At 61.7% G+C, this 20470-nt stretch carries 21 protein-coding genes and 2 pseudogenes; 17 read left to right on the top strand and 6 right to left on the bottom strand.

What is annotated here, in order from left to right; translation table 11 throughout:
* Positions 1 to 125: 125 nt before the first annotated feature.
* Both AC3IT6_RS17895 and gspG read right to left on the bottom strand, forming a co-directional pair.
* Positions 126 to 1313: a type II secretion system F family protein gene (locus AC3IT6_RS17895; RefSeq protein ID WP_489351613.1), complete on the bottom strand. Its 1188-nt coding sequence runs from the start codon at positions 1311 to 1313 to the stop codon at positions 126 to 128.
* Between the two features lie 14 nt (positions 1314 to 1327).
* Entirely contained in the window at positions 1328 to 1762 is a 435-nt protein-coding gene (gspG, locus tag AC3IT6_RS17890) for a type II secretion system major pseudopilin GspG (protein ID WP_057715501.1), read from the bottom strand.
* Between the two features lie 195 nt (positions 1763 to 1957).
* Here gspG and AC3IT6_RS17885 point away from each other — a divergent pair, with 195 nt between their 5' ends.
* The 15 genes and pseudogenes from AC3IT6_RS17885 to AC3IT6_RS17815 all read left to right on the top strand — a co-directional run bounded on the left by AC3IT6_RS17885 (position 1958) and on the right by AC3IT6_RS17815 (position 13995).
* Positions 1958 to 2566, top strand: coding sequence for a lytic transglycosylase domain-containing protein (locus tag AC3IT6_RS17885; protein WP_489351611.1), 609 nt, complete (start codon positions 1958 to 1960; stop codon positions 2564 to 2566).
* Positions 2567 to 2880: 314 nt separating this feature from the next.
* Positions 2881 to 3126, top strand: a pseudogene (locus AC3IT6_RS17880) (hypothetical protein); the annotation flags it as partial.
* Between the two features lie 27 nt (positions 3127 to 3153).
* Positions 3154 to 3810: an SCO family protein gene (locus tag AC3IT6_RS17875; protein WP_489351609.1), complete on the top strand. Its 657-nt coding sequence runs from the start codon at positions 3154 to 3156 to the stop codon at positions 3808 to 3810.
* A pseudogene (locus tag AC3IT6_RS17870) lies at positions 3804 to 4166 on the top strand (hypothetical protein); the annotation flags it as partial. The gene AC3IT6_RS17875 and the pseudogene AC3IT6_RS17870, both read left to right, overlap by 7 nt.
* 9 nt (positions 4167 to 4175) lie before the next feature.
* The gene (locus AC3IT6_RS17865; protein ID WP_489351607.1) at positions 4176 to 5726 is read left to right on the top strand and encodes a cytochrome c/ABC transporter substrate-binding protein; all 1551 of its coding nucleotides are present in this window, start codon (positions 4176 to 4178) and stop codon (positions 5724 to 5726) included.
* A 368-nt stretch (positions 5727 to 6094) separates the two neighbouring features.
* Positions 6095 to 6628 (top strand): response regulator, encoded by a 534-nt coding sequence (locus AC3IT6_RS17860; protein WP_489351605.1) that lies wholly within the window; start codon positions 6095 to 6097, stop codon positions 6626 to 6628.
* Positions 6629 to 6712: 84 nt separating this feature from the next.
* A complete protein-coding gene (locus tag AC3IT6_RS17855) occupies positions 6713 to 8419 on the top strand; it encodes a GspE/PulE family protein (RefSeq protein WP_489351603.1) in 1707 nt (568 codons plus the stop codon).
* Positions 8400 to 9203, top strand: coding sequence for a hypothetical protein (locus AC3IT6_RS17850; protein WP_489351601.1), 804 nt, complete (start codon positions 8400 to 8402; stop codon positions 9201 to 9203). The genes AC3IT6_RS17855 and AC3IT6_RS17850 overlap by 20 nt, the downstream gene beginning before the upstream one ends.
* A 1-nt stretch (position 9204) precedes the next feature.
* Positions 9205 to 9750: a PilN domain-containing protein gene (locus AC3IT6_RS17845; protein ID WP_489351599.1), complete on the top strand. Its 546-nt coding sequence runs from the start codon at positions 9205 to 9207 to the stop codon at positions 9748 to 9750.
* Positions 9737 to 10285, top strand: coding sequence for a GspMb/PilO family protein (locus tag AC3IT6_RS17840; protein WP_489351597.1), 549 nt, complete (start codon positions 9737 to 9739; stop codon positions 10283 to 10285). The genes AC3IT6_RS17845 and AC3IT6_RS17840 overlap by 14 nt, the downstream gene beginning before the upstream one ends.
* Positions 10285 to 10803, top strand: coding sequence for a hypothetical protein (locus AC3IT6_RS17835; protein ID WP_489351595.1), 519 nt, complete (start codon positions 10285 to 10287; stop codon positions 10801 to 10803). The genes AC3IT6_RS17840 and AC3IT6_RS17835 overlap by 1 nt, the downstream gene beginning before the upstream one ends.
* On the top strand, positions 10800 to 12626 hold the full coding sequence (locus tag AC3IT6_RS17830) for a secretin N-terminal domain-containing protein (RefSeq protein WP_489351593.1): 1827 nt from the start codon (positions 10800 to 10802) through the stop codon (positions 12624 to 12626). Before AC3IT6_RS17835 ends, AC3IT6_RS17830 begins: the two co-directional genes overlap by 4 nt.
* A 2-nt stretch (positions 12627 to 12628) precedes the next feature.
* A complete protein-coding gene (locus AC3IT6_RS17825) occupies positions 12629 to 13102 on the top strand; it encodes a type II secretion system protein (protein ID WP_489351591.1) in 474 nt (157 codons plus the stop codon).
* 4 nt (positions 13103 to 13106) lie between these two features.
* Entirely contained in the window at positions 13107 to 13481 is a 375-nt protein-coding gene (locus tag AC3IT6_RS17820; protein ID WP_150759549.1) for a type II secretion system protein, read from the top strand.
* Positions 13456 to 13995, top strand: a complete 540-nt coding sequence (locus AC3IT6_RS17815) for a type II secretion system protein (protein WP_489351588.1) — start codon at positions 13456 to 13458, stop codon at positions 13993 to 13995. The genes AC3IT6_RS17820 and AC3IT6_RS17815 overlap by 26 nt, the downstream gene beginning before the upstream one ends.
* Positions 13996 to 14708: 713 nt before the next feature.
* Here AC3IT6_RS17815 and AC3IT6_RS17810 read toward each other — a convergent pair.
* Together AC3IT6_RS17810 and ppnN are read right to left on the bottom strand one after the other, a co-directional pair.
* Positions 14709 to 15149 (bottom strand): NUDIX hydrolase, encoded by a 441-nt coding sequence (locus AC3IT6_RS17810; RefSeq protein ID WP_489351586.1) that lies wholly within the window; start codon positions 15147 to 15149, stop codon positions 14709 to 14711.
* A gap of 89 nt (positions 15150 to 15238) precedes the next feature.
* Positions 15239 to 16612 (bottom strand): nucleotide 5'-monophosphate nucleosidase PpnN, encoded by a 1374-nt coding sequence (gene ppnN, locus AC3IT6_RS17805; RefSeq protein WP_489351584.1) that lies wholly within the window; start codon positions 16610 to 16612, stop codon positions 15239 to 15241.
* 234 nt (positions 16613 to 16846) lie between these two features.
* Here ppnN and AC3IT6_RS17800 point away from each other — a divergent pair, with 234 nt between their 5' ends.
* Positions 16847 to 17374 (top strand): DUF3087 family protein, encoded by a 528-nt coding sequence (locus AC3IT6_RS17800; protein WP_489351582.1) that lies wholly within the window; start codon positions 16847 to 16849, stop codon positions 17372 to 17374.
* Between the two features lie 84 nt (positions 17375 to 17458).
* Positions 17459 to 19003, top strand: coding sequence for a sensor domain-containing diguanylate cyclase (locus AC3IT6_RS17795; RefSeq protein WP_489351580.1), 1545 nt, complete (start codon positions 17459 to 17461; stop codon positions 19001 to 19003).
* Positions 19004 to 19082: 79 nt separating this feature from the next.
* Here the strand turns inward: AC3IT6_RS17795 and AC3IT6_RS17790 are convergent, their stop codons facing one another.
* Both AC3IT6_RS17790 and dapA read right to left on the bottom strand, forming a co-directional pair.
* Complete coding sequence (locus tag AC3IT6_RS17790) at positions 19083 to 19445, bottom strand: DUF2784 domain-containing protein (RefSeq protein ID WP_489351578.1); 363 nt, start codon at positions 19443 to 19445, stop codon at positions 19083 to 19085.
* 60 nt (positions 19446 to 19505) lie between these two features.
* On the bottom strand, positions 19506 to 20381 hold the full coding sequence (gene dapA, locus AC3IT6_RS17785; RefSeq protein ID WP_489351576.1) for a 4-hydroxy-tetrahydrodipicolinate synthase: 876 nt from the start codon (positions 20379 to 20381) through the stop codon (positions 19506 to 19508).
* Between the last annotated feature and the right edge of the window lie 89 nt (positions 20382 to 20470).

The following is a 20470-nucleotide window of genomic DNA, read 5'->3' as shown; positions in this document are numbered from 1 at the left end:
GATGAACATTTGCAATGTGCTGCTCTTTTTTCCCGTGGGAACTCAATGAACAGTTCAACGCACCGATTTATTCGGCGGGAACAATGAAAAAGAATGCAGCGTTCAGCCAGGCCGGTACCAAAGGGTCAGTGAATGCTCGAGGCCAGTTCGAAAATCGGGATGTACATCAGGATCACGATCACCCCGATCAACAGGCCGATGAAGGTCATGAGCAAGGGTTCGAACAGCCGCACGAACCATTCGATCCAGCGGCTGATTTCTTCGTCGTAGAAGTCGGCGCTGCGTTCCATCATCTGCCCGAGGTTGCCGGACTGTTCGCCGGCGCGCAGCAGGCGCAGGGACACGGGGGTTACCAGGTGATTGAGTTCCAGCGCGGCAGACAGTGATTGCCCCTCGCGCACCCGCTCGCAGGCCTGGTCCAGGCGCGTGCGGGAGGCGACGGTGAGCAAGCCACGGACCATGCCCATGGCGGTGACCAGGGGAATGCCGCCTTGCAGCAGAATCCCCAGCGAACGGTAGAAGCGCGCCAGTTCATACATGAAGATGCGCTGGTGCACCGCGGGGAGTTTTTCGATCAGGCGGTCCAGCCCCCGACGAAACGCCGGTTGGCGCTGGAGCAGGGTGAGGGCGACGATGATGGCCAGCAAGCCCCCGAAGAATTCGCCCTGGTGGGCGTGCAGGAACATGCCGCTGCTCATCAGGATCTGCGACATCCATGGCAGGTTCGACCCCAGCCCTTCAAACACCAGGCTGAAGCGCGGTACGACATACCCCATCAGAAACAACACCACGCCACCGCCCACCACCAGCAACAACAAGGGGTAGATCGAAGCGCTGATGATCTTCTGGCGCACCTCGTCCATGCGCTGGCGATAGCTGACATAGCGGCCCAGGGCGTCGCCCACGGCGCCGGTCTTCTCGCTGGACTGCACCAGCGCCACGTACAGCGGCGGGAAAACCGCCGACAGCTGGCTCAGGGCCTGGGAAAACGATTTGCCTTCGTAAAGCAGGCGCACCAGTTCACTCAAGGTTTTGCGGGCCTGTGGCGCGGTTTCCTTTTCCGCCAGGCTTTCCAGCGCATCGATCAACGGCAGACCGGCATTGAGCAGAGTGGTCAGTTCCTGGCTGAACAACACCAGGTTGAACGTCTCGCGCTTGTGCAGGCGCAACGCGCGCCAATTTCGCTCGGCGTGCAGGCTGACCACCCGCAGGCCCTGGTCTTCGGCGATGCGCCTGGCCTCGCTGTGCCCCGGCGCCTCGACGGTCATCGAGACGACACCGGCCTTGCCGACGGCCTTGAGATGAAAGCGCATGGTCGCCATTCCTGTCAGTTCCAGTTGGTGACTTCGGCGTTCTCGCCTTCGCCACCGGGCTGCCCGTCCTTGCCCATGGACAACAGGTCGTACTCGCTGTTTTCACCGGGATAGCGATAGGCGTAGTTGCGGCCCCAGGGGTCTTGCGGGAGTTTTTTCTGCAGGTACGGGCCGGTCCAGCGCGGTTCGTCGGCGGGGGCGGTGACCAGCGCCTGCAAGCCTTGTTCGGTCGATGGGTAATGGCCGACCTCCAGGCGGTAAAGGTCCAGGGCTTTGCTCAAGCCTTCTATCTGCGCCTTGGCCACTTTCACTTCGGAACGGCCCAGTTGGGCGAAATACTTCGGCGCCACGATGCCGGCCAACAACCCCAGTACCACCAGCACCACCAACAGTTCGAGCAAGGTGAACCCGCTTTGGGTTCGCCGGGCATAACACAGTCGCTGATTCATGATGATCTCCCTCAGTCGACAGCAGAGTCGCTATACAAGCGCATGCAATTGCCATGCTCATGACTGGACATCTTTTTGCACCCCCTGTGCTACGGGCCTTTTCACTTACGGCACAGTGCTTGCGTATGGCTGTTTTACTACCGGCCATTGGGGCAATACCCCCATTTTTCGGGGCCGGGCAGGGGAGGCGTACCAATGAAAGCCATCAACGCAGGATTGCTCGGATTACTCGCGCTCGCTGGCGCCGCACAGGCCGATGTATTCGTTTCCGTGGACGCGAAGGGCAACTATGTCCTGTCCAATGTCCACCGCCCCGGACGCCACTATGAACGGGTGATTCGTGAGCCTGATGCAGCGGTGGTCAGCCTCGATCAGCAACCGCAGATGATCGCCGCGCAACCCTACGCCGAGCTGGTTTCGGCGGCAGCCAGGGCCAACGAACTACCGGCGGCGCTGCTGCATGCAGTGATCAAGACCGAATCGCGCTACAACGCCCGCGCCACTTCACCCAAAGGCGCTCGCGGGCTGATGCAGTTGATGCCCGCCACCGCCCGCGAAATGGGTGTGACCAATGCCTACGACCCCAAAGCCAACATCCAGGGCGGCGCCCGCTATCTCAAGCGCCTGATGACGATGTTCGACAACGATATCCGCCTCGCCGTGGCCGCCTACAACGCCGGCCCGCAAGCGGTGCTCAGCCGGGGCAATGTAGTCCCGCCGTTCGCCGAAACCCAACGTTACGTGCCTAACGTGCTGAACCACTATCGGCGTTTACAGGGGTTGTCCGCGGATGCGCCGCTGTGATCGAAACCCCGGGGGAATTTTCCCCAATAGTGGGGAATGGTGGCCCCGACGAAAAAGTGGGGGGATTGGGTGGGGAATATCCCCCGACCGATCAAGTCGTGATTATAACAAGCTGATTAACAACGTATTTTTTTGTGGCATGCGGATTGCTCCGGTCGATTTGTCGAGAAGTGTTCCCCCGATAACCCGTAGCGAGGCCCGAGTCCATGATCGGCATATCCCCCCCTTCGTTCCTGATCAATTTGCTGTTGTTGGTGACATCGATGCTCGGCATCGAGATTGCCGGCTAGCAGATTCTGAAGGGGAGTTTTGACATGGACAGGACCATCACAGTCGCTGGCAGTGCGGTGATTCTCGGGATGGCCTTGATCGGGTTCGGGGTATGGCGGACCGCGCCCCCGACTGCACTCGACGAAGTCGCTTTGCCCGACACCTGGAGCGAGCAGACGCTGGAGCGTGACGAGGTTTCGGTGGCCCTTGCCGACGTGCAATTTCGTTTGACGGACAAAGCCTCGGGCCAGCCCTTGTCTGGCGTCGCGCCGGGTGTTCGGGCCGAACCCGGCGATACCCACTAAGAGGAAACTGACATGAACCGATTCGCGCATCGCGCACTGCTGACGTTCTGCCTGTTGACCTTCGGTATCAGCCTGGCGCTGGCTCACTCGGCGGACGAGCACACCGGGCACGACATGGCGGCCAGCACCGCCAGCCCGGAGACCGCCCGGATCAGGTTTGCCGACGTGGCCCTGCTGGACCAGGACGGCAAGGTCGTCAGTCTGGAAAAGGACCTGGTGAGCAACAAGATCGTGGTCATGGGCTTCATCTACACCAGTTGCACCACGGTCTGCCCGGTGGTGTCCTCGATCATGGGCAAGGTGCAGAAACAATTAGGCGCGCGGGTCGGCACCGAGGTGCAACTGGTGTCGATCAGCATCGACCCGCAGCGTGATGATCCCCAACGCCTGAACGACTACGCCCGCACCTTCCAGAAGGGGCCGGGCTGGAGCTGGCTGACCGGTTCGCCGCAGTCGGTCGACGCCACCCTCAAGGGCCTGGGCGCCTACAGCGGTGGCTTCGAGAACCACTCGCCGCTGATTCTGGTGGGGGACGGCAACAACCGTTTCTGGACCCGCTACTACGGTCTCACCGAACCGACGGAGCTGGCCCGGGCCGTCGAGAAACTCAGGGGTGAACGCAACGCCCACGCCAAGCACACCGCCATCGCCATGGAGCATCAGCCATGAGCGCCATCGACAGGAAAACCTGCTTCCCCGACACACTCTTGCAGGACCAGAACGGCAGCACCTTTATCTCCCTTACCAGTGATCCGCTGCGCAACACTCCGGCGGTACTCAAGGCTTGCACCTTGAAACAGGGCATCGATGGGCCCCACTGGTTTTTTCTTACCGACGACAAGGTGCAAATGGACCTTGTATGGGGTCGCATCGGCCAGATCGTGCCGAATCCCGGGCAGCACTCCAGCTTGTTGATCGTCGGTGACGCGGCGGACAGGCGCTGGAGCAAAATCCGTCCCGCCACCCCGGCCGCCGCCATTGCCCAGCGCTTGCAGTTGCTGGCAATGCCGGTGGCCGGTCGCTGAGCCACGGCCATGAATACTGCCCTCGTCCTTGGCCTGCTGCTCTTCGGCAGCATCGCGCTCACCGCCCAGGCACTGCCGCTGAGCCTCAGCGAAAGTGCCGGCAAGCGGCTGTACCACGAAGGCGTGTCGGCCAACGGCGAACCGGTCATGGTCCGGGTCGGCGCAGCGGGCATGCTGCTGCCGGCCACCCGCCTGCCGTGCGCCAGTTGTCATGGCGAAGATGGCCTCGGGCGCGCGGAAGGCGAGGTGCGACCGCCGGACCTGCGCTGGTCGCGACTGGCCAGCAGCCATGGCCAGCAACACATCAACGGCCGCAGTTATCCGGCCTACAGCGAAATCACCCTGGCGCGGGCGGTGCAGGAGGGGCGCGACCCGGGCAACAATCGGCTCGATCCGACGATGCCACGGTTCGTGTTGTCGATGATCGATCAACGTAACCTCACGGCGTACCTCAAGCACCTGGCCGAAGACCGAGTTCCGGGACTGGCCCCCGACAGTCTGCACCTGGGCACGTTGTTGCCGGGTTCCGGACCCTTGGGCGAGGAGGGCATCACGGTGGCGGCGGTGCTCAACGGCTGCGTGGCGCGTATCAACGAGGCCGGCGGAATTCATGGCCGGCAGTTGCGCCTGACCATCCTCGACCCCGGCGCCGACCGCGTCAGTGCCGAAAAGGCGCTGGACCGGTTGATCGATGAAGAGCAGGTGTTTGCCCTGATCGCACCGATGGCGCCGGCATTGGACGTGAGCTTCGCCGTGCGTCTGGAACAGGCCGGCATTCCCCTGATCGGGCCGTTGTCCTTGCAGGGCACGCCCCACACCAGCCCGCAGATATTCGAACCGCTGCCGGGCCTTCGCGAGCAATTGATCGCCCTGGCCGACTACGCCAGGGCCAGCCTGCGGGTACTTCAGGGGCCGACGCTGATCGCCTACCCGGACGAACCCGGCCAACGGCTGGCGGCGCAGGAGCTCAGCCAGTACTTGCAGCGACACGCCTGGCAAAAGGTGCGCCTGCAAGCCTACGACCCGGCCGGGGATGATTTTCCCTTGGGGTCGCGCTCGGTGTTCTACCTGGGCAGCAGCAGCGGCTTCAGTCGTCTGGCCGAGCGCTTGCAAACGGCGGGGCAGGTGCCTTACCTGTTCGCCGTCTCGAACCAGGTGGCGGGCAATCTGACGCAGATGCCCAGCGGATTTTCCCGGCGGGTGTTCCTGGCCTATCCGTTCGTGCCCAGCGACTGGACCCTGGCCGGGCGCCTGGCCTTGACCCAGCTGCGCGAACACCAGGGCCTCGGCGGCCAGCACGCGGTGCTGCAAGTGGGCGCGTTCAGTTCGATGATGCTGCTCAGCGAAGGGATGAAGCAGGCCGGGCGCAATGCCAGTCGCGAGAAGCTGGTCAGTGCCCTGGAAGGCCTGCGTGACTTCGATACCGGGTTGACGCCGCTGATCAGCTTTGGTCCGGGCCGGCGCTTGGGCCTGAGCGGTGCCCATATCGTCACGGTGGATCTGCCGGGCCAGCGTTTCTACCTGGTTGCCCCCTATAAACCCATTGCTGCCACGCCTTGACCGGAGGCTGATCATGAAACTCGATACCACTCGGTGCAGTCGCTTCCACTGTCGAAACCGCAGGGCTACGCTTAACCGGGATGAGGGCGTCGGTGCCATTGCGCTCGCGCAATCGAATCGAATCGAACGGATTGACGATCAATAGGGGGTTTCCCCAACAGTGGGGGGAAAATTCAATGCCAGTCCGGTCGCTTTCCCCGTTTTTGGGGGATGGAATTGCGCTACGAAAAGGCATTGTTTTTTAAATTCAAGGACATGAAGTCCTAAAATTACCGGCGCCGAGCCTGGCATGAAGTGTGCGTTAGTCCTGTCAGGGCGCGCACTCCGTCAGGTTCAAAACCCGGACCTGCGGTTTCAAGGAGTCCACCTTGTTGAATAAAGTACTGGTTGTTGATGACGAACAGTTGCTGGCGGAGAACCTCCAGGGTTACCTGCAGGCGCAAGCACTGGAAGTCCGGATTGCCCACGACGGTGCGCAAGGAATCGTTGAAGCTGACGATTTCGTGCCCGATGTGATGGTGTTCGATTACCGCTTACCCGATATGGAAGGCTTTCAGGTGCTCGATGCCGTCCGCCAGAACAGGAAGTGTCATTTCGTGCTGATCACAGGGCACCCCACTGCAGAAGTTTGCGAGCGGGCCCGGCAACTGGGCGTCAGCCATATCCTGTTCAAACCGTTTCCATTGGCGGAACTGGCCCGTGCCGTGCTTGATCTTCTGGGCAGGCAACGCGAACCCAAAGCGGGGGTGGGCACTTGCGAAGGCTTTGTCGAACGACGCCAGAGCAGGACCGAGAGTTTCCCGCTGCAGTTGTACGACGGTAGTTGGGTGCTGGCAGATCGCCGAAAAAGTACATCGGCCTCCAAGGCGCCAGACGACGAACAATTGCTCACCGGGGAGTAGTGGCGCGACAAGACGTTCCGGCCCCCGCCGAAATGGCTCGCCGCGCCGACAGGGCCCAAAGCCCCGGGCGTTGGAGAGCAAGCCATGGACCGTCTATCCCTTGCCGTAGACCCGGCGCAACCGGAATGTGCACCGACTCGTTTTACCAGTGAACAACTGGCCCAGGCCCGAGCCCTGGCCACCAGTTCCGGCGAGCGGATGCTGGACGCCCTGGGGGGACTGTGCGAACTGGCTCCCATGCCTTTCATTCAATGCCTCGGTGTAACCCTGCACTACCCGGTGCTCGACACCGACAGCCTGTTCAATTCCACGCCGGTGTTCGACCGGGTGACCCTGGCCCAATGCCTCAAGCGCGAATTCATCCTGCTGCGTCATAACGATGCGGTCATCGGTGTGTTCGCCGACCCCTTCGACAGTGCACGCCTGGCCTGGATCGATGAATGCCTGCAAGGCGCGCCGCTGTACCTGGTGCATGCCGATGACCTGAAGGCCTATCTGGCGCGTCACGAAGAAAGCTTCCATGCGGTGGAGTCGCTCAACGCCCAGAGCGACGCCGGCGCCGAGATCGATAACCTGCAAAGCCTGTCCCTGACCAGCATCAGCGAAGACTCCAGCGTCGTGGTCAAACTGGTCAACTCGACCCTGTACGACGCGCTGAAAATGCACGCCAGCGACATCCACCTCGGCACCACGGGCAGCGGCCTGGTGATCAAGTACCGCATCGACGGCGTGCTCAACAACATCAGCAAGATCCAGGGCAACGAGTTCGCCGAGCAAGTGATTTCCCGGGTCAAGGTCATGGCCGAACTGGACATAGGTGAAAAACGCGTGCCCCAGGATGGACGCTTCAAGATCGGCATAAGCGGCCGGCAGATCGACTTCCGGGTGTCGATCATGCCGAGCATTTTCGGCGAAGACGCGGTGCTGCGGGTACTCGACAAACAGGACCTGGCGGACAAGGTCTGTGGCGTGCAACTGCAGGCCCTGGGCTTTGAAGAAGAAACCCTGCGCCAGCTGCGCCGGCTGGCCGCCGAACCCTACGGCATGGTGCTGGTGACCGGGCCGACCGGTAGCGGCAAGACCACCACCCTGTACGCGATGATCACCGAGATCAACCACGGCGTGGACAAGATCATCACCATTGAAGACCCGGTGGAGTATCAACTGCCGGGCGTGCTGCAGATCCCCGTCAACGAGAAGAAAGGCCTGACCTTCGCCCGGGGCCTGCGCTCGATCCTGCGCCATGACCCGGACAAGATCATGGTCGGGGAAATCCGCGACCCGGACACCGCACAGATCGCCGTGCAATCGGCGCTCACCGGTCACCTGGTGTTCACCACCATTCACGCCAACAACGTGTTCGACGTGATCGGCCGTTTCACCCAGATGGAAATCGATCCCTACAGCCTGGTCTCGGCACTCAATGCGGTGCTGGCCCAGCGTTTGATCCGCCTGGTCTGCACCAGCTGCAGCAGCCCTTACAGCCCGACAGCAGAAGAACTGGAGGTCTCGGGGCTGGATCCGCAAAAGGTCGCTCACTACCAGTTCGTCCACGGCAAGGGCTGCGGGCATTGCCGGGGCACCGGTTATCGCGGGCGTAGCGCGATTGCCGAGTTGCTGCACCTGGACGACGAATTGCGGCAGATGATCGTCGAGCGCCAGCCCATTTCGAAAATCAAGGCGCACGCCTGCAAACGTGGCTTGCGCCTGTTGCGCGAGTCGGCGCTGGAGATGGTGGAACAGGGCCGGACGACGCTCGAGGAGATCAACCGTGTCACTTTTATCTCGTGAGCAATTTGTTGCCGTACTCGGCGCCAGCGGTGTTGGCCTGGGGCAACGGCAAGGCGCCGCAACCCGTTGGCTGGGCAGCGTCGGCTACATCGACGAAGGCTTCCAGGCCTGGACGGTAGCCCTCGATACCCTCGACCGTCTGCTGGCCGAACACAGCGTCGCCAGGGCGGAACTGACCGTGGTGATCTCCGGGCACTTCAGCCGCTTTTGCCTGGTGCCCTGGAGTGAGCAGATCAGCAGCCCGGCCGAATTGCTCGGCTTCGCCCACCTGTGTTTCGAAGACCTCTATGGCGCCCCGACGCAGCCCTGGAGCCTGGTGCTCTCGGCCGAGCCCGCCGGTTACGACCGCATCGCTACCGCGCTGCCTCAGGACTTGCTCGAACGCCTGCGCGCCCTGGTCAGCGCTCGCGGTTTGCGCCTGCGTTCGGTGCAGCCGTACCTGATGGCGGCGTTCAACCATTTCGATAAAAGCTTTGAGGCCGGGGACTTCCTGTTCGTCGTCGCCGAACCGGTGCGCAGCGTGTTGCTGCTGGCCCGGGAAGGGCGCTGGACCTCGGTGCGTTCGGTGGGCAGCAGCGACAGCGATGCCGCGCTGACCGCGCTGATCGGTCGTGAAAACCAGTTGCAGGCATCCGCCAGCGAACGGCCGTTGAATGTCTACCTGCATGCACCGGCGCGCATCGATTCGCCTCCCGACGTGCCCGGTGTGCATCTGCGCACCCTCGAAGAAGACCGGACAGCCGTACGCGATTGCCTGTACCTCATGTCTCGGGCGGTGGCCTGACATGCGCCCCCTGATGCTCGACTTTCAGCCGCGCCGCCGTGCAGGTCCTCTGGGCTGGAGCCTGTTGGCCGGGGGCGTGGTGCTGACGCTGACTTGCCTGCTGGTGCAACAGCATTTGAGCAACGAGGCCGAACAACAGCAAGGCCACCTGCAAACCACACAGCGGGTGCTCACCGGCGATACCGGCAGCAAGCTCAGCCTGACCCCGGCGCAAATCCGCGAGCAGGCGCAGAACCTGGCGGAAATGCGCAAGGTCTCCCAGCAGTTGCGCCGCCCCTGGGAGCGCTTGTTCGCCACCCTCGAAGCCATGCCGCGGGACAACATTGCCCTGCTGACCCTGACCCCGGACGCCCGCAAAGGCCAGGTGCGGATCAGCGCCGAGGCGCTGGACCTGGAAGCCATGCTCGATTTCCACCGCCGCCTCGAAGCCAGCGACGAGCTGTCCGACGTGTCGCTGCTGAGCCACGAAATTGTCGCCAACGTGCCGGAACACCCGGTGCAGTTCAACCTGTCGGCTACCTGGGAGATCGGCGATGCAAATCCATAAATTGATCGTCCACGAATACCTGCAAGGCCTGGGCGTCCCGGGGCTGGCAGGGATGGCCATGCTGGTGCTGGCGCTGAGCTATGGCCTGCTCGGGTTGCTGCCGGACTGGGAGTCGCTGCAAAGCCTCAGCCAGCAGACTCGCGAAGCCACCGAGTACCTGGCCAAGGTCGAAGACGGCAGCGTGGCCGCACCGGTGGTGCCGCAGCGCCAGCTCGACGATTTCCGCAGCAAGTTGCCGTCCCAGCCCCAGGCCACCGTGGCCATCGACAAGATCTACGCCCTGGCCGCCCAGGAACGCATCACCTTGTCCCGGGGTGAGTACTCCCTGGGCGTGGACCCCAAGACGCACCTGGCCCGTTATCAGATTCTGCTGCCGGTACGAGGCAGCTATCCGCAACTGCGGCGTTTCCTGCACGCCTTGCTCGGCCAGTTGCCGGCGGTGGTGCTCGAGGATGTGGAGCTTCAGCGCAAGAATATCGCCGATACCGACCTGACCGGGCGGATCCGCATGACCCTTTACCTGTCGAGGTCATGATGAATACCAAACGCGTGGTGGGTTGGGTGGCGTTCTTCGGTGTAGCGGCAGCGCTCGCCTGGCTCCCCGAATACTTCAAACAGGCCGACGACAGCGACCTTGCGGTGGCCACCGTGGCTACGCCAGCCAAGGGCAAGACCCCTGGCACATCGACGGCTGCATCGAGCGCCGCTGCGCTAGCGCCGATCAAGGACCTGAGCCCGGCAGGCGACCTGTTCGCCGCCCGCAGCTGGAAAGCGGCGCCGGCCCTCGGCACCGTCACTGAACAACCGGTAGTCGTTACCCCGGTGGTGCAAGTCCCCACTGCACCACCGTTGCCCTTCCAGTTTGTCGGCAGGCTGCATGACCGTTCCGATCTGCAGGTGTTCTTGCAGAGCGGCGAAAAAATATACGTCGTACGCAAAGGGGATGTCATCGACGAAACCTGGCGGATCGAGCGGATTTCCGATAAGGAACTGCGCCTGGTCTACCTGCCTCTGCATTTGGCGCAGACCTTGTCTGTGGGGAGTACGGAATGAACAAATCCCGTTTGCTGATGAGTCTGTGTCTTTGCGCAGGGCTGGCCGCGTGCAGTTCGGCGCAGGTTGCCAGGGATGAAGCTTCGGCCCTGATCGAGTCGGGCCAGTACGAAGCCGGTCTGGCGCGCATCGAAGAGGGGTTGCGTGAAAATCCTCGCGATACCGAACTGCACATGGCTCTCAACAACGGACGGGCCCTCGCCGTGAAGGCGCTGCTGGCCCAGGCCGACATGGACCGCACCCAGCGTAATTTCGCCGGGGCCCGCATGACTTACAGCCGGGTCTTGAACATCGAACCGAACAACCGTCGTGCCCAGGATTCCCTGCGCCAGCTCGACTACCTGCGCAGCATGGACGAGAAACTCGAACTGGCCCGTGGCGACCTGCGTCGCGGTGACATCTACGGTGCCGACCGCCAGGTCAGACAGATTCTCGAACTGGACCCGAAGAACGAAGGCGCCCTGGAACTGCAAGGCAGCATCCGCCTGGTGCAGAGCCGCAACGTGGTGCAGTACCCGCAACTGCGCACGCGCCTGGACCGGCCGGTGACCCTGGAATTTCGCGATGCCAACCTCAAGACCATTTTCGAAGTGCTGTCCCAGGTCGCCGGCCTGAACTTCATCTTCGACAAGGACCTGCGCCCGGACATGAAAGCCACGATCTTCGTACGTGACGTGCGTATCGAAGACGCCGTGGAGCTGCTGCTGCAACAGAACCAGCTGCATCAGAAAGTGGTGAATGAAAACACCGTGCTGATCTACCCGGACTCGCCGCAGAAGATCAAGGATTACCAAGAGCTGGTGATGCGCACCTTCTACCTGACCAGCATCGATGCCAACACGGCGCTGAACATGATCAAGACCATGCTCAAGACCCGCGACGTGTTTGTCGATGAGCGCCTCAACACCCTGACCATGCGCGATACCGGTGACGCGGTGCGCATGGCGGAAAAACTCCTGCAATCGCAGGATCAGTCCAACCCGGAAGTGGTGCTGGAAGTGGAAGTGATGGAAGTCGCCCGTCAACGCATTCTCGACCTTGGCCTGCAATGGCCCAACACCTTCGGCGTGGTCAACAGCGACGGCTCGGCGGTGACCCTTCTTGATCAACTCAAAGGCATCGACTCCAGCCGGATTACCATCTCGCCATCGCCCCAGGCCAAGATCAATGCCCAGGACAAGGACATCAATACCCTGGCCAGCCCCGTGATTCGGGTCAGCAACCGCGAACAGGCGCGCATCCACATCGGTCAGCGCGTGCCGATCATCAGCGCCACCTCGGTGCCTTCGACCCAGGGCCCGGTGATCACCGAAAGCGTGACCTACCTCGATGTCGGTCTGAAGCTCGAAGTGCAGCCCATCGTGCACCTGAACAACGAAGTGGCGATCAAGATCGCGCTGGAAGTCAGTAACGCCACGCCGCTGACGCCGACCGCTCAGGGCACCATTCCGGTCCAGGTCGATACCCGCAACGCCCAGACCACCTTGCGTCTGCATGACGGCGAAACCCAGATCCTCGCAGGGCTCGTGCGCAACGACCACGGCGCCACCGGCAACAAGATTCCCGGCCTTGGCGACATTCCCGGCCTGGGTCGCCTGTTCGGCAGCAACAGGGACGACGTCATCAAATCCGAACTGGTGCTGTCGATCACCCCGCGGATCGTGCGCAACCTGCCGTACCAGAGCCCGTCGGACATGGAATTCCCGACCGGTACCGAAACCAGCATGCACATCCAGGCACCGGACCGTTCGATGAGCACCACGGTACAGACCAACCCCATGAACGCCCCGATCGCCACCACCGTTACCGTTGGGAAGCCTTGATCATGAACGCCTCGCATCGCGGTTTTACCCTGGTCGAAGTCGTGGTGACGCTCGCCCTGGTCGGCCTGCTGGCCGGCATGGCCGCACCGCTGACCGAGACCGTGGTGCGCCGGGGCAAAGAGCAGGATCTGCGGACCGCGTTGTACCAGATCCGCGATGCCATCGACGCCTACAAACACGCCGTTGACGCCGGCTACATCGAAAAGTCGCTCGACAGCAGCGGCTACCCGCCGAACCTGCAAGTACTGGTCGAGGGTGTGCGTGACACGCGCAGCCCCAAGGGCGCCAAGTTCTACTTCCTGCGGCGCATCCCCCGTGACCCGCTGGCAGTCGTCAAGCGTGACGACGAGGGCGGCTGGGGCCTGCGTTCCTATGACAGTTCGGCTGAGAACCCGCGGGAGGGCCAGGACGTCTTTGACGTTTACTCCAAGGCCCGCGGCAAGGGTCTCAATGGCATCACCTACCGAGAGTGGTGAGCATATGCGTCGGCAAAAGGGTTTTACCCTGATTGAACTGATGGTGGTCATGGCAATCATCGCGACCCTGATGACGATCGCCTTGCCACGCTACTTCAGCAGCCTGGAGGCCTCCAGGGAGACCACCTTGCACCAGAGCCTGTCGTCCATGCGCGAGGCACTGGACCATTACTACGGGGACACCGGGCGATATCCCGATTCCATCGAACAGCTGGTCGAACTGCGCTATTTGCGTAACCAGCCGCTGGACCCGATTTCCGAGCGCAAGGACACCTGGGTCATAGTCGCACCACCGGATGGTGTGGCGGGCGGGGTGGCCGATATCAAGAGTGGGGCCAGCGGGAGGGCGCGAGATGGCAGCCTGTATTCCGAGTGGTAGACCTTCGAACCAGTGTGGCTTTACCTACCTGGGTGTGTTGTTTCTGGTCGTCGTGATAGGCATGGGCCTGGCCAGTGCCGGCGAATTGTGGGCCACCGCTGCGCGCCGCGATCGCGAAAACCAGTTGCTCTGGGTCGGTACGCAATATGCCCAGGCGTTGCGCAGCTATTACCGCAGTTCGCCCGGTATGGCCCAGTACCCGAAAGAACTCGCGGACCTGGTGCAGGACGAGCGTTTTCCGTCGGCCAAGCACCATCTGCGGCAGTTGTACCCGGAGCCGATGACGGGTGGCGAATGGGAGCTGATGCGTGATTTCGACGGGCGGATCAGTGGTGTGTACTGCCCGTCCGAGCAGAAGCCGCTCAAACAAGAGAACTTTCCCAGCGAGTGGTCGGACTTCAAAGGCATGGCCAGCTACAAGGATTGGCAGTTCGTGGCCGAGAAAGTTGTCCTCGATGGCACCGAGGGATTGCCGAAAGAACAGTCCACCGGGCCCCAGGCATTGCAGCCTTGAACCTCGGGAGCGGGTTTGACAGCCAACACATTTCTGCCAGTTGTACCCGGTCCAATTGTGGGAGCGGGCTTGCTCCGGGCGGCGTTCCGACGAAGGCGGCCTGCCAGCCGACCTGTCTTTTGTTGACCGCGTACATATCCATTGCTGCGGTAACGGCGGCTTATGGTTTCGCCCTTACGGCGAGTCCCTTTTGGCAAACGCCCCAAAAGGAACCAAAAGGTCTCGCCCCTTACGTACGGCCCCTCGCCAAGGCTCGGGGTTCCTTCGCTCCGGCATTCATCCGGGGGCATTGCCCTCCGGTCGGCTTCGCGCGACCTACATGCAATGAGTTCGACTGCGTCGAACGGCGCTGCGCGCCAATCCCCGGATGAACGCCTCCGCTCAGCCTGCCGAGGGGGCGGGTGGATCAAGATCAAGAGCTGCAGGCGAGCTAACGCTCGGCCTGATGAGTGGTGAAGAGCGGAGGTGTACGCTGCTCTGTCTTTGCTCTTCTGTGGGAGCGAGCTTGCTCGCGATGGCGGTCTTACAACCAATGATAATCTTTGGTTCTCACCACCAATGTGGCGAGGGAGCTTGCTCCCGCTCGGCTGCGCAGCAGTCGCAAATCCATTCAGCGGGGTCTGTCCGACAAACCGCATTGTCTGAATTCGGGGCCGCTTCGCAGCCCAGCGGGAGCAAGCTCCCTCGCCACAGGGGGTGTGTCTGTACGCCCGTCAGGCGTTTTCCAGCATCGTGATCAACTGCTCCGGCCACACCGTTTCTCGGGTCTCTCGCAGCTCGGCTACGGACCACCATTTATGGTCCGCCATTACCTGGACTTCGTTAGCCGTCCACCCCTCACGGGACAGGCGTTCACTGTCGGTATGAATCACAAAATACCGTTCAACCGACAGCACCGTTTCACCACTGGGCAACATCATCGGAAAACGCCGCTCTGCAACGCTGGCTCCCACAGCAGCGACATTCAGTCCGGTTTCTTCAAACAGTTCACGAACCGCCGCCGCCTCAAAGGATTCACCCTGTTCAAGCCCCCCACCGGGTGTCGCCCAGTGGCTTTGGCCGGCGAGGGCATCGTTTTTGTGTTGGAAGTGAAACAGCAGAACCTGTTGCGAGGGATTGATCACCAGCAGTCTGGCGGAATTGCGTTGGCGCATTTTTTTCTTTCCATAGAGTGCCGCGAACCGCAGCTTTCACTGCGGCTCGCGACGATAAAGCTCATGTCGGCGTTATTACACCGAAAGGGTTATGCCACCACCCGATAACACGGCACATACGCCGCGCCGCCCGGCAGTTTCATGCGGTGCTGGGCGACGAAGGCTTTGAGCAGCAGGTCCAGCGGTTGCATGATCGCCGCGTCGCCACGGATCTGGTACGGCCCGTGTTCTTCGATCAGGCGGATGCCCTTGTCCTTGACGTTGCCGGCGACGATGCCGGAGAACGCGCGACGCAGGTTGGCCGCCAGTTCGTGGGACGGCAGGTCGAGGCTCAGTTTCAGGTTGGCCATGTTTTCGTGGGTCGGGTCGAACGGGCGCTGGAAGCCTTCGTCGATTTTCAGCAGCCAGTTGAAGTGGAACGCGTCGTTGCGCTCGCGGCGGAACTGCTTGACCGCTTTGAGGCCCTGGGTCATCTGCCGCGCCACTTCGGCCGGGTCATCGATGATGATCTGGTAGTGCTGCTTGGCGGTTTCGCCCAGGGTCGCACCGACGAACGCATCCAGTTGTTCAAGGTACGGCGCAGCATGTTTCGGCCCGGTGAGGACGACCGGGAAGGGCAGGCCTTCATTGCCCGGGTGCATCAGGATGCCCAGCAGGTACAGGAACTCTTCGGCCGTACCGGCGCCGCCCGGGAAGATGATGATGCCGTGGCCGACGCGGACGAAGGCTTCCAGGCGTTTTTCGATGTCCGGCAGGATCACCAGTTCGTTGACGATCGGGTTCGGCGCTTCGGCGGCGATGATCCCGGGTTCGGTCAGGCCCAGGTAGCGGCCGCCGTGGATGCGTTGCTTGGCGTGGGCGATGGTCGCGCCTTTCATCGGGCCTTTCATCACGCCGGGGCCGCAACCGGTGCAGATGTCCAGGCTGCGCAGGCCCAGTTCGTGGCCGACTTTCTTGGTGTATTTGTATTCTTCGGTGTTGATCGAGTGCCCGCCCCAGCACACCACGATCTTCGGCTCGACGCCGGGACGCAGGGTGCGGGCGTTGCGCAGCAGGTGGAAAACGTAGTCGCTGATGCCCTGGGAGCTGCTCAAATCGATGCGTTGGCTGTCGAGTTCGTTTTCGGTGTAGACGATGTCACGCAGGGCGCTGAACAGCATTTCCCGGGTGCTGGCGATCATTTCACCGTCGACGAAGGCGTCGGCCGGGGCGTTCAGCAGTTCCAGGCGTACGCCGCGGTCCTGCTGGTGAATGCGGATTTCAAAATCCTTATAGGCTTCAAGGATGGTCTTGGCGTTGTCGACATGGGCGCCGGTGTTGAGGATGGCCAGGGCGCACTGGCGGAAGAGGGTGTAGGTGCTGCCGGAACCGGCTTCGCTCAGTTGCTGGACTTCCCGTTGCGAGAGCGTTTCCAGGCTGCCTTTGGGACTGACGGAGGCGTTGATTACTTGGCGTTGGGTCATTCAATGATCCTTAAAACGATGTCATTCACACAGCAACCACGAATGGCATCCGAATAATGTGTATTCATGAAAGAAGATGGCACGAACTACGCAGTCTCGCCATGTCCCCCGCTTGACGATGAAAAGATGAAAAGGAGCCCCAGCATAGCTAAATCCCACGCAGAGGCGATAATGGCCCGCTGTCTTTTTGCCTCAGACCCCTTTTTACCATTGAAGCTCAGGAAACCCGACGCAATGTTCGAAATCCAGCCGATGAACGCCGACACCTACCGACAACAGACACGGCGCAGCACGGTCATCATTGCCCTGATCTTTCTGGCGCTGGCGATGGTGCTGTCCACGGCGGCGGTGGCTCTGTTCGGCACGCCGGGGGGCGACAATCTGCGCTTCAACATCGGTGGCGTGTTTGTTGCGGTGCTGGCGATGGCGGCGCTGATGCGCAAGGTGTTCTGGCGCCAGGAATGGATGGCGTCAGCGGTCTATAGTTGGCAACTCAAGCGCAGCCTGATGGGTATTACCAATGTCATGCATCATGTAACGGTGGCCGTGGAAAAGGGTGATCCGGTTGCCATGAAGCTGTTGCGTTTCTACCATTTGGGGTTGAACCAGATGCATCAGCTCGATGGCAACTCCAGCGACCACGGCCAGTTGATCCGCGAAATGGATCAGCACAAGGAACGAATGCAAGCGCTGGGGATCGATACCGAACAGACGCGACTGGATCCGGCGTGGCTGGAGGCGGTAAAGCAGGCGTCGCGCTAACATCATCGCGGGCCTGGATCAGGCATAGTGAGCAACAGCGGCGATCAGGAAGACTCGTCCGGTCATAGACACTCAGGGAGCACCATGGGACATCCGTCGATCAACGATCATATTGAAATGCTCCGGCCAGCCGTGACCCGGCTCAAGGTTCGCTCGGCGGTGATCCTGCTGATCGCGGTGTGCCTGTCGATGACGGCGATCGTGATCTGGGAAGCCTGGAGCTCGCGCCAGTACTATCTGCATGACAAGGAAGTGGCGATGTCCAACCTTGCGCAGACCCTGGCATCGCAAGCGCAGGCCACGATCAAGCAGGCCGACACGCTGCTGTTCACCCTGGTCGATCGTCTGGAACACGACGGCGTGGATCAATCCCGGTTGCCGCTATTGCTCAACGCCCAGCGCAGTGAGTTGAGCCAGCTCCATGGTGTATTTGTTTTCGACGAAAAAGGGCAGTGGGTCGCCAACTCCAATGGCGCCGGCCAGACCGGCGTCAACAATTCCGACCGCGAATACTTCATCTTCCATCGCGATAACCCCAGCCGTGGGCCGCACATCGGGCCGTCGATCAAGAGCCGTTCAAGCGGTGAATGGATCATGACGGTTTCGCGCCGGGTCAATCATCCCGACGGCAGCTTTGCCGGGGTGGCGCTGGCGTCGATCTACCTCAGTCATTTCCTGCAGCTCTACGACAGCATCGACATGGGCAGTAACGGCGTGATCAACCTGATCGCCGACAATGCCACCGTTGTCATTCGCAGACCCTTCAAGGAGGCGGACATCGGCACCAGCCTCGCCAAGAGCCCGTTGTTCACCCAGTTGTTGCCCAAGGGCGACGCGGGTACGGCCACGATCAGGTCGATCATCGACGGTGTCGAGCGGGTGATAGGGTATCGCCGGGTCGAGGGTTATCCGCTGATCGTTTTTACCGCGTTGAACAAGGATGAAGTGCTCGGCAGCTGGCGCAAGGAGACGGCGCTCAGCGCTGGCATCGTCACGCTGTTGCTGGGTTTTCTCGGGGTACTGGGGGTTCGGCTAATCAATCTGATGAAGCAGCAGAACCTGGTGCAGGTCGAGTTGCTGGACACCCAGGACAAGCTCCTGGAGGTCAATCGCAACCTCGAAGGCCTGGCCCTCAAGGACGCGCTGACGGGGCTGGCCAACCGGCGTCAGCTCGACGCTTTCATCGATGCCGAAATGGGACGTGCCCGGCGCAGCCAGACCGAGTTGGCACTGCTGATGATCGATGTCGATCATTTCAAGCCGTTCAACGACCGCTACGGCCACCTGGCCGGTGATGAGTGTTTGCGCAAGGTCAGTGCGATCATCACGGACAATATCAAGCGCCCCGGTGGCCTGGCCGCCCGTTATGGCGGTGAAGAGTTCGCCGTGGTGCTGCCCGGCACCGACTACGTGGGGGCATTTCTGGTGGCGGAGAAAATCCGCCGCGCGGTGCTACAGGCCGACATTGCCCACAGTGACAGCCCGGAAGGCACCGTGACCGTCAGCGTCGGCGTGTGTGCCTGCAATACCGCTAGCCAGGTCCGCCCCGAGGACCTGATCGGTGCGGCAGACAAGGCGCTGTACGTGGCCAAGGCCGGTGGGCGGAACATGAGCGTGATTGCCAATTGAGGGTCAGGTGTCAGTCAAACCGGTCCGTACCCTGGATCAACCACCATCCCAGGGCATGACCGTCAGGGTGGCTGAAGATTCAGGCGGCCCATCGCTTGATCAATCGAAGATAGACCACCAGATTGATCACCAACACCACGCTGCCCAATCCCAGTTGAATGGTCGGTGTCAGGCCCGCCGGGTAAATCACCGGCCAAACGTAATGCTCGATGAATCCACCGCCATAGCCGGTTTGCCCGGCTCCATGGCGCATGCGGTTCTCCCAGTCGGTCAGCGGGCAGGGCAGGTGGAACAACTCCACTGCCACACCCCAGACGGCGGCCGGCGGATGCCACCAGATCAGGTGGCGCCATTTGAGTACCAGCAACCCGCCGAACAACACGAACACAATGAACAGCAAGTGAAACAGCATGAGCCCATCGGCGGCGATTCGGTACAGCATGTCGGTGCCCCTGAAGGCTGAACGAATCGCTCCATGGTACTCGGGCCGGCGGCGGACGCTCTATCGATTGTCGCGGCCCAATGCGCCGAGCACGCCTTTCAAACGCTCGGTCATCGATTCACTGCTGCGCTGCATCGGTGCGCGCAGTTCGTCACCGATCAGACCTTCCAGGGCCAGCGCGGTTTTCACCGGAGCCGGGTTGGGCTCCAGGAACAGGCTGTTGATCAGCGGCAGCACACGGAAAAACGTGGCGCGGCCTTCAGCCAATTGGTTGTCGCGGATCTGCCGGTGCAACTGCACGAACAGTTCGGGATGGACATGCGCCGACGCGGCAATCGCGCCTTTGGCGCCAAGGCACAGGGCATTGAAGATCTGGTTGTCTTCGCCACACAGCACGTCGACCTGGCCGCTATTGAGCAAGGCGAGGGTGTTCGAAAAGTTACCACCGCAATCCTTGATGGCGACGATCCGCTCGTGGGCGACGATGTTGAGCAGGGTCGCCTGTTCGAAGGCCACGCCGGTACGGTAAGGGATGTCGTAGAGAATCAGCGGAACGCTGGAGGCGTCGGCGACCGTGCGGAAAAACGCTTCGAGGCCGGCCTGGGACGGGCGGATGTAATACGGCGCCGGCACCAGCAGGCCAGCCACCGGGCGCTTGAGGATCTCGCTCTGGAACTGCAACAACTCGGTCAGGTTGTTACCGGCCAGGCCCATGACCACCCGTTGCGCCGGCACCAGCTCCAGCACCGCATCCAGCACCGCCAGTTGCTCATGCTTGCCCATCGCCGCCGGTTCGCCGGTGGTTCCGCAAACGATGAGACCGTCGACACCTTTTTCCAGCAGATGGCTGACCAGCCGGCGCAGGCCGACGAAATCGATGGCGCCGTTGTGGAAGGGTGTGACCAGTGGAACCCAGATACCTTGAAACGCTGACATGCACTTTCTCCTGATGGTTGACCGATTTCGTCACCGTCAGGAGCGTGGAAGGAGAGTAAGCAAGGGGAGGGTGGTCCGTCGCGCTCAAT

The sequence above is a fragment of the Pseudomonas sp. KH_017 genome (assembly GCF_057840285.1).
This window is presented reverse-complemented; position numbering and strand designations above follow the sequence as displayed.

Excerpts from the sequence above, each read along its gene's own strand:
- AC3IT6_RS17895 (WP_489351613.1), bottom strand. The coding sequence starts at position 1,313 with ATGCGCTTTCATCTCAAGGCCGTCGGCAAGGCCGGTGTCGTCTCGATG.
- gspG (WP_057715501.1), bottom strand. The coding sequence starts at position 1,762 with ATGAATCAGCGACTGTGTTATGCCCGGCGAACCCAAAGCGGGTTCACC.
- AC3IT6_RS17885 (WP_489351611.1), top strand. The coding sequence starts at position 1,958 with ATGAAAGCCATCAACGCAGGATTGCTCGGATTACTCGCGCTCGCTGGC.
- AC3IT6_RS17875 (WP_489351609.1), top strand. The coding sequence starts at position 3,154 with ATGAACCGATTCGCGCATCGCGCACTGCTGACGTTCTGCCTGTTGACC.
- AC3IT6_RS17865 (WP_489351607.1), top strand. The coding sequence starts at position 4,176 with ATGAATACTGCCCTCGTCCTTGGCCTGCTGCTCTTCGGCAGCATCGCG.
- AC3IT6_RS17855 (WP_489351603.1), top strand. The coding sequence starts at position 6,713 with ATGGACCGTCTATCCCTTGCCGTAGACCCGGCGCAACCGGAATGTGCA.
- AC3IT6_RS17845 (WP_489351599.1), top strand. The coding sequence starts at position 9,205 with ATGCGCCCCCTGATGCTCGACTTTCAGCCGCGCCGCCGTGCAGGTCCT.
- AC3IT6_RS17840 (WP_489351597.1), top strand. The coding sequence starts at position 9,737 with ATGCAAATCCATAAATTGATCGTCCACGAATACCTGCAAGGCCTGGGC.
- AC3IT6_RS17835 (WP_489351595.1), top strand. The coding sequence starts at position 10,285 with ATGAATACCAAACGCGTGGTGGGTTGGGTGGCGTTCTTCGGTGTAGCG.
- AC3IT6_RS17830 (WP_489351593.1), top strand. The coding sequence starts at position 10,800 with ATGAACAAATCCCGTTTGCTGATGAGTCTGTGTCTTTGCGCAGGGCTG.
- AC3IT6_RS17825 (WP_489351591.1), top strand. The coding sequence starts at position 12,629 with ATGAACGCCTCGCATCGCGGTTTTACCCTGGTCGAAGTCGTGGTGACG.
- AC3IT6_RS17820 (WP_150759549.1), top strand. The coding sequence starts at position 13,107 with ATGCGTCGGCAAAAGGGTTTTACCCTGATTGAACTGATGGTGGTCATG.
- AC3IT6_RS17815 (WP_489351588.1), top strand. The coding sequence starts at position 13,456 with ATGGCAGCCTGTATTCCGAGTGGTAGACCTTCGAACCAGTGTGGCTTT.
- AC3IT6_RS17810 (WP_489351586.1), bottom strand. The coding sequence starts at position 15,149 with ATGCGCCAACGCAATTCCGCCAGACTGCTGGTGATCAATCCCTCGCAA.
- ppnN (WP_489351584.1), bottom strand. The coding sequence starts at position 16,612 with ATGACCCAACGCCAAGTAATCAACGCCTCCGTCAGTCCCAAAGGCAGC.
- AC3IT6_RS17800 (WP_489351582.1), top strand. The coding sequence starts at position 16,847 with ATGTTCGAAATCCAGCCGATGAACGCCGACACCTACCGACAACAGACA.
- AC3IT6_RS17795 (WP_489351580.1), top strand. The coding sequence starts at position 17,459 with ATGGGACATCCGTCGATCAACGATCATATTGAAATGCTCCGGCCAGCC.
- AC3IT6_RS17790 (WP_489351578.1), bottom strand. The coding sequence starts at position 19,445 with ATGCTGTACCGAATCGCCGCCGATGGGCTCATGCTGTTTCACTTGCTG.
- dapA (WP_489351576.1), bottom strand. The coding sequence starts at position 20,381 with ATGTCAGCGTTTCAAGGTATCTGGGTTCCACTGGTCACACCCTTCCAC.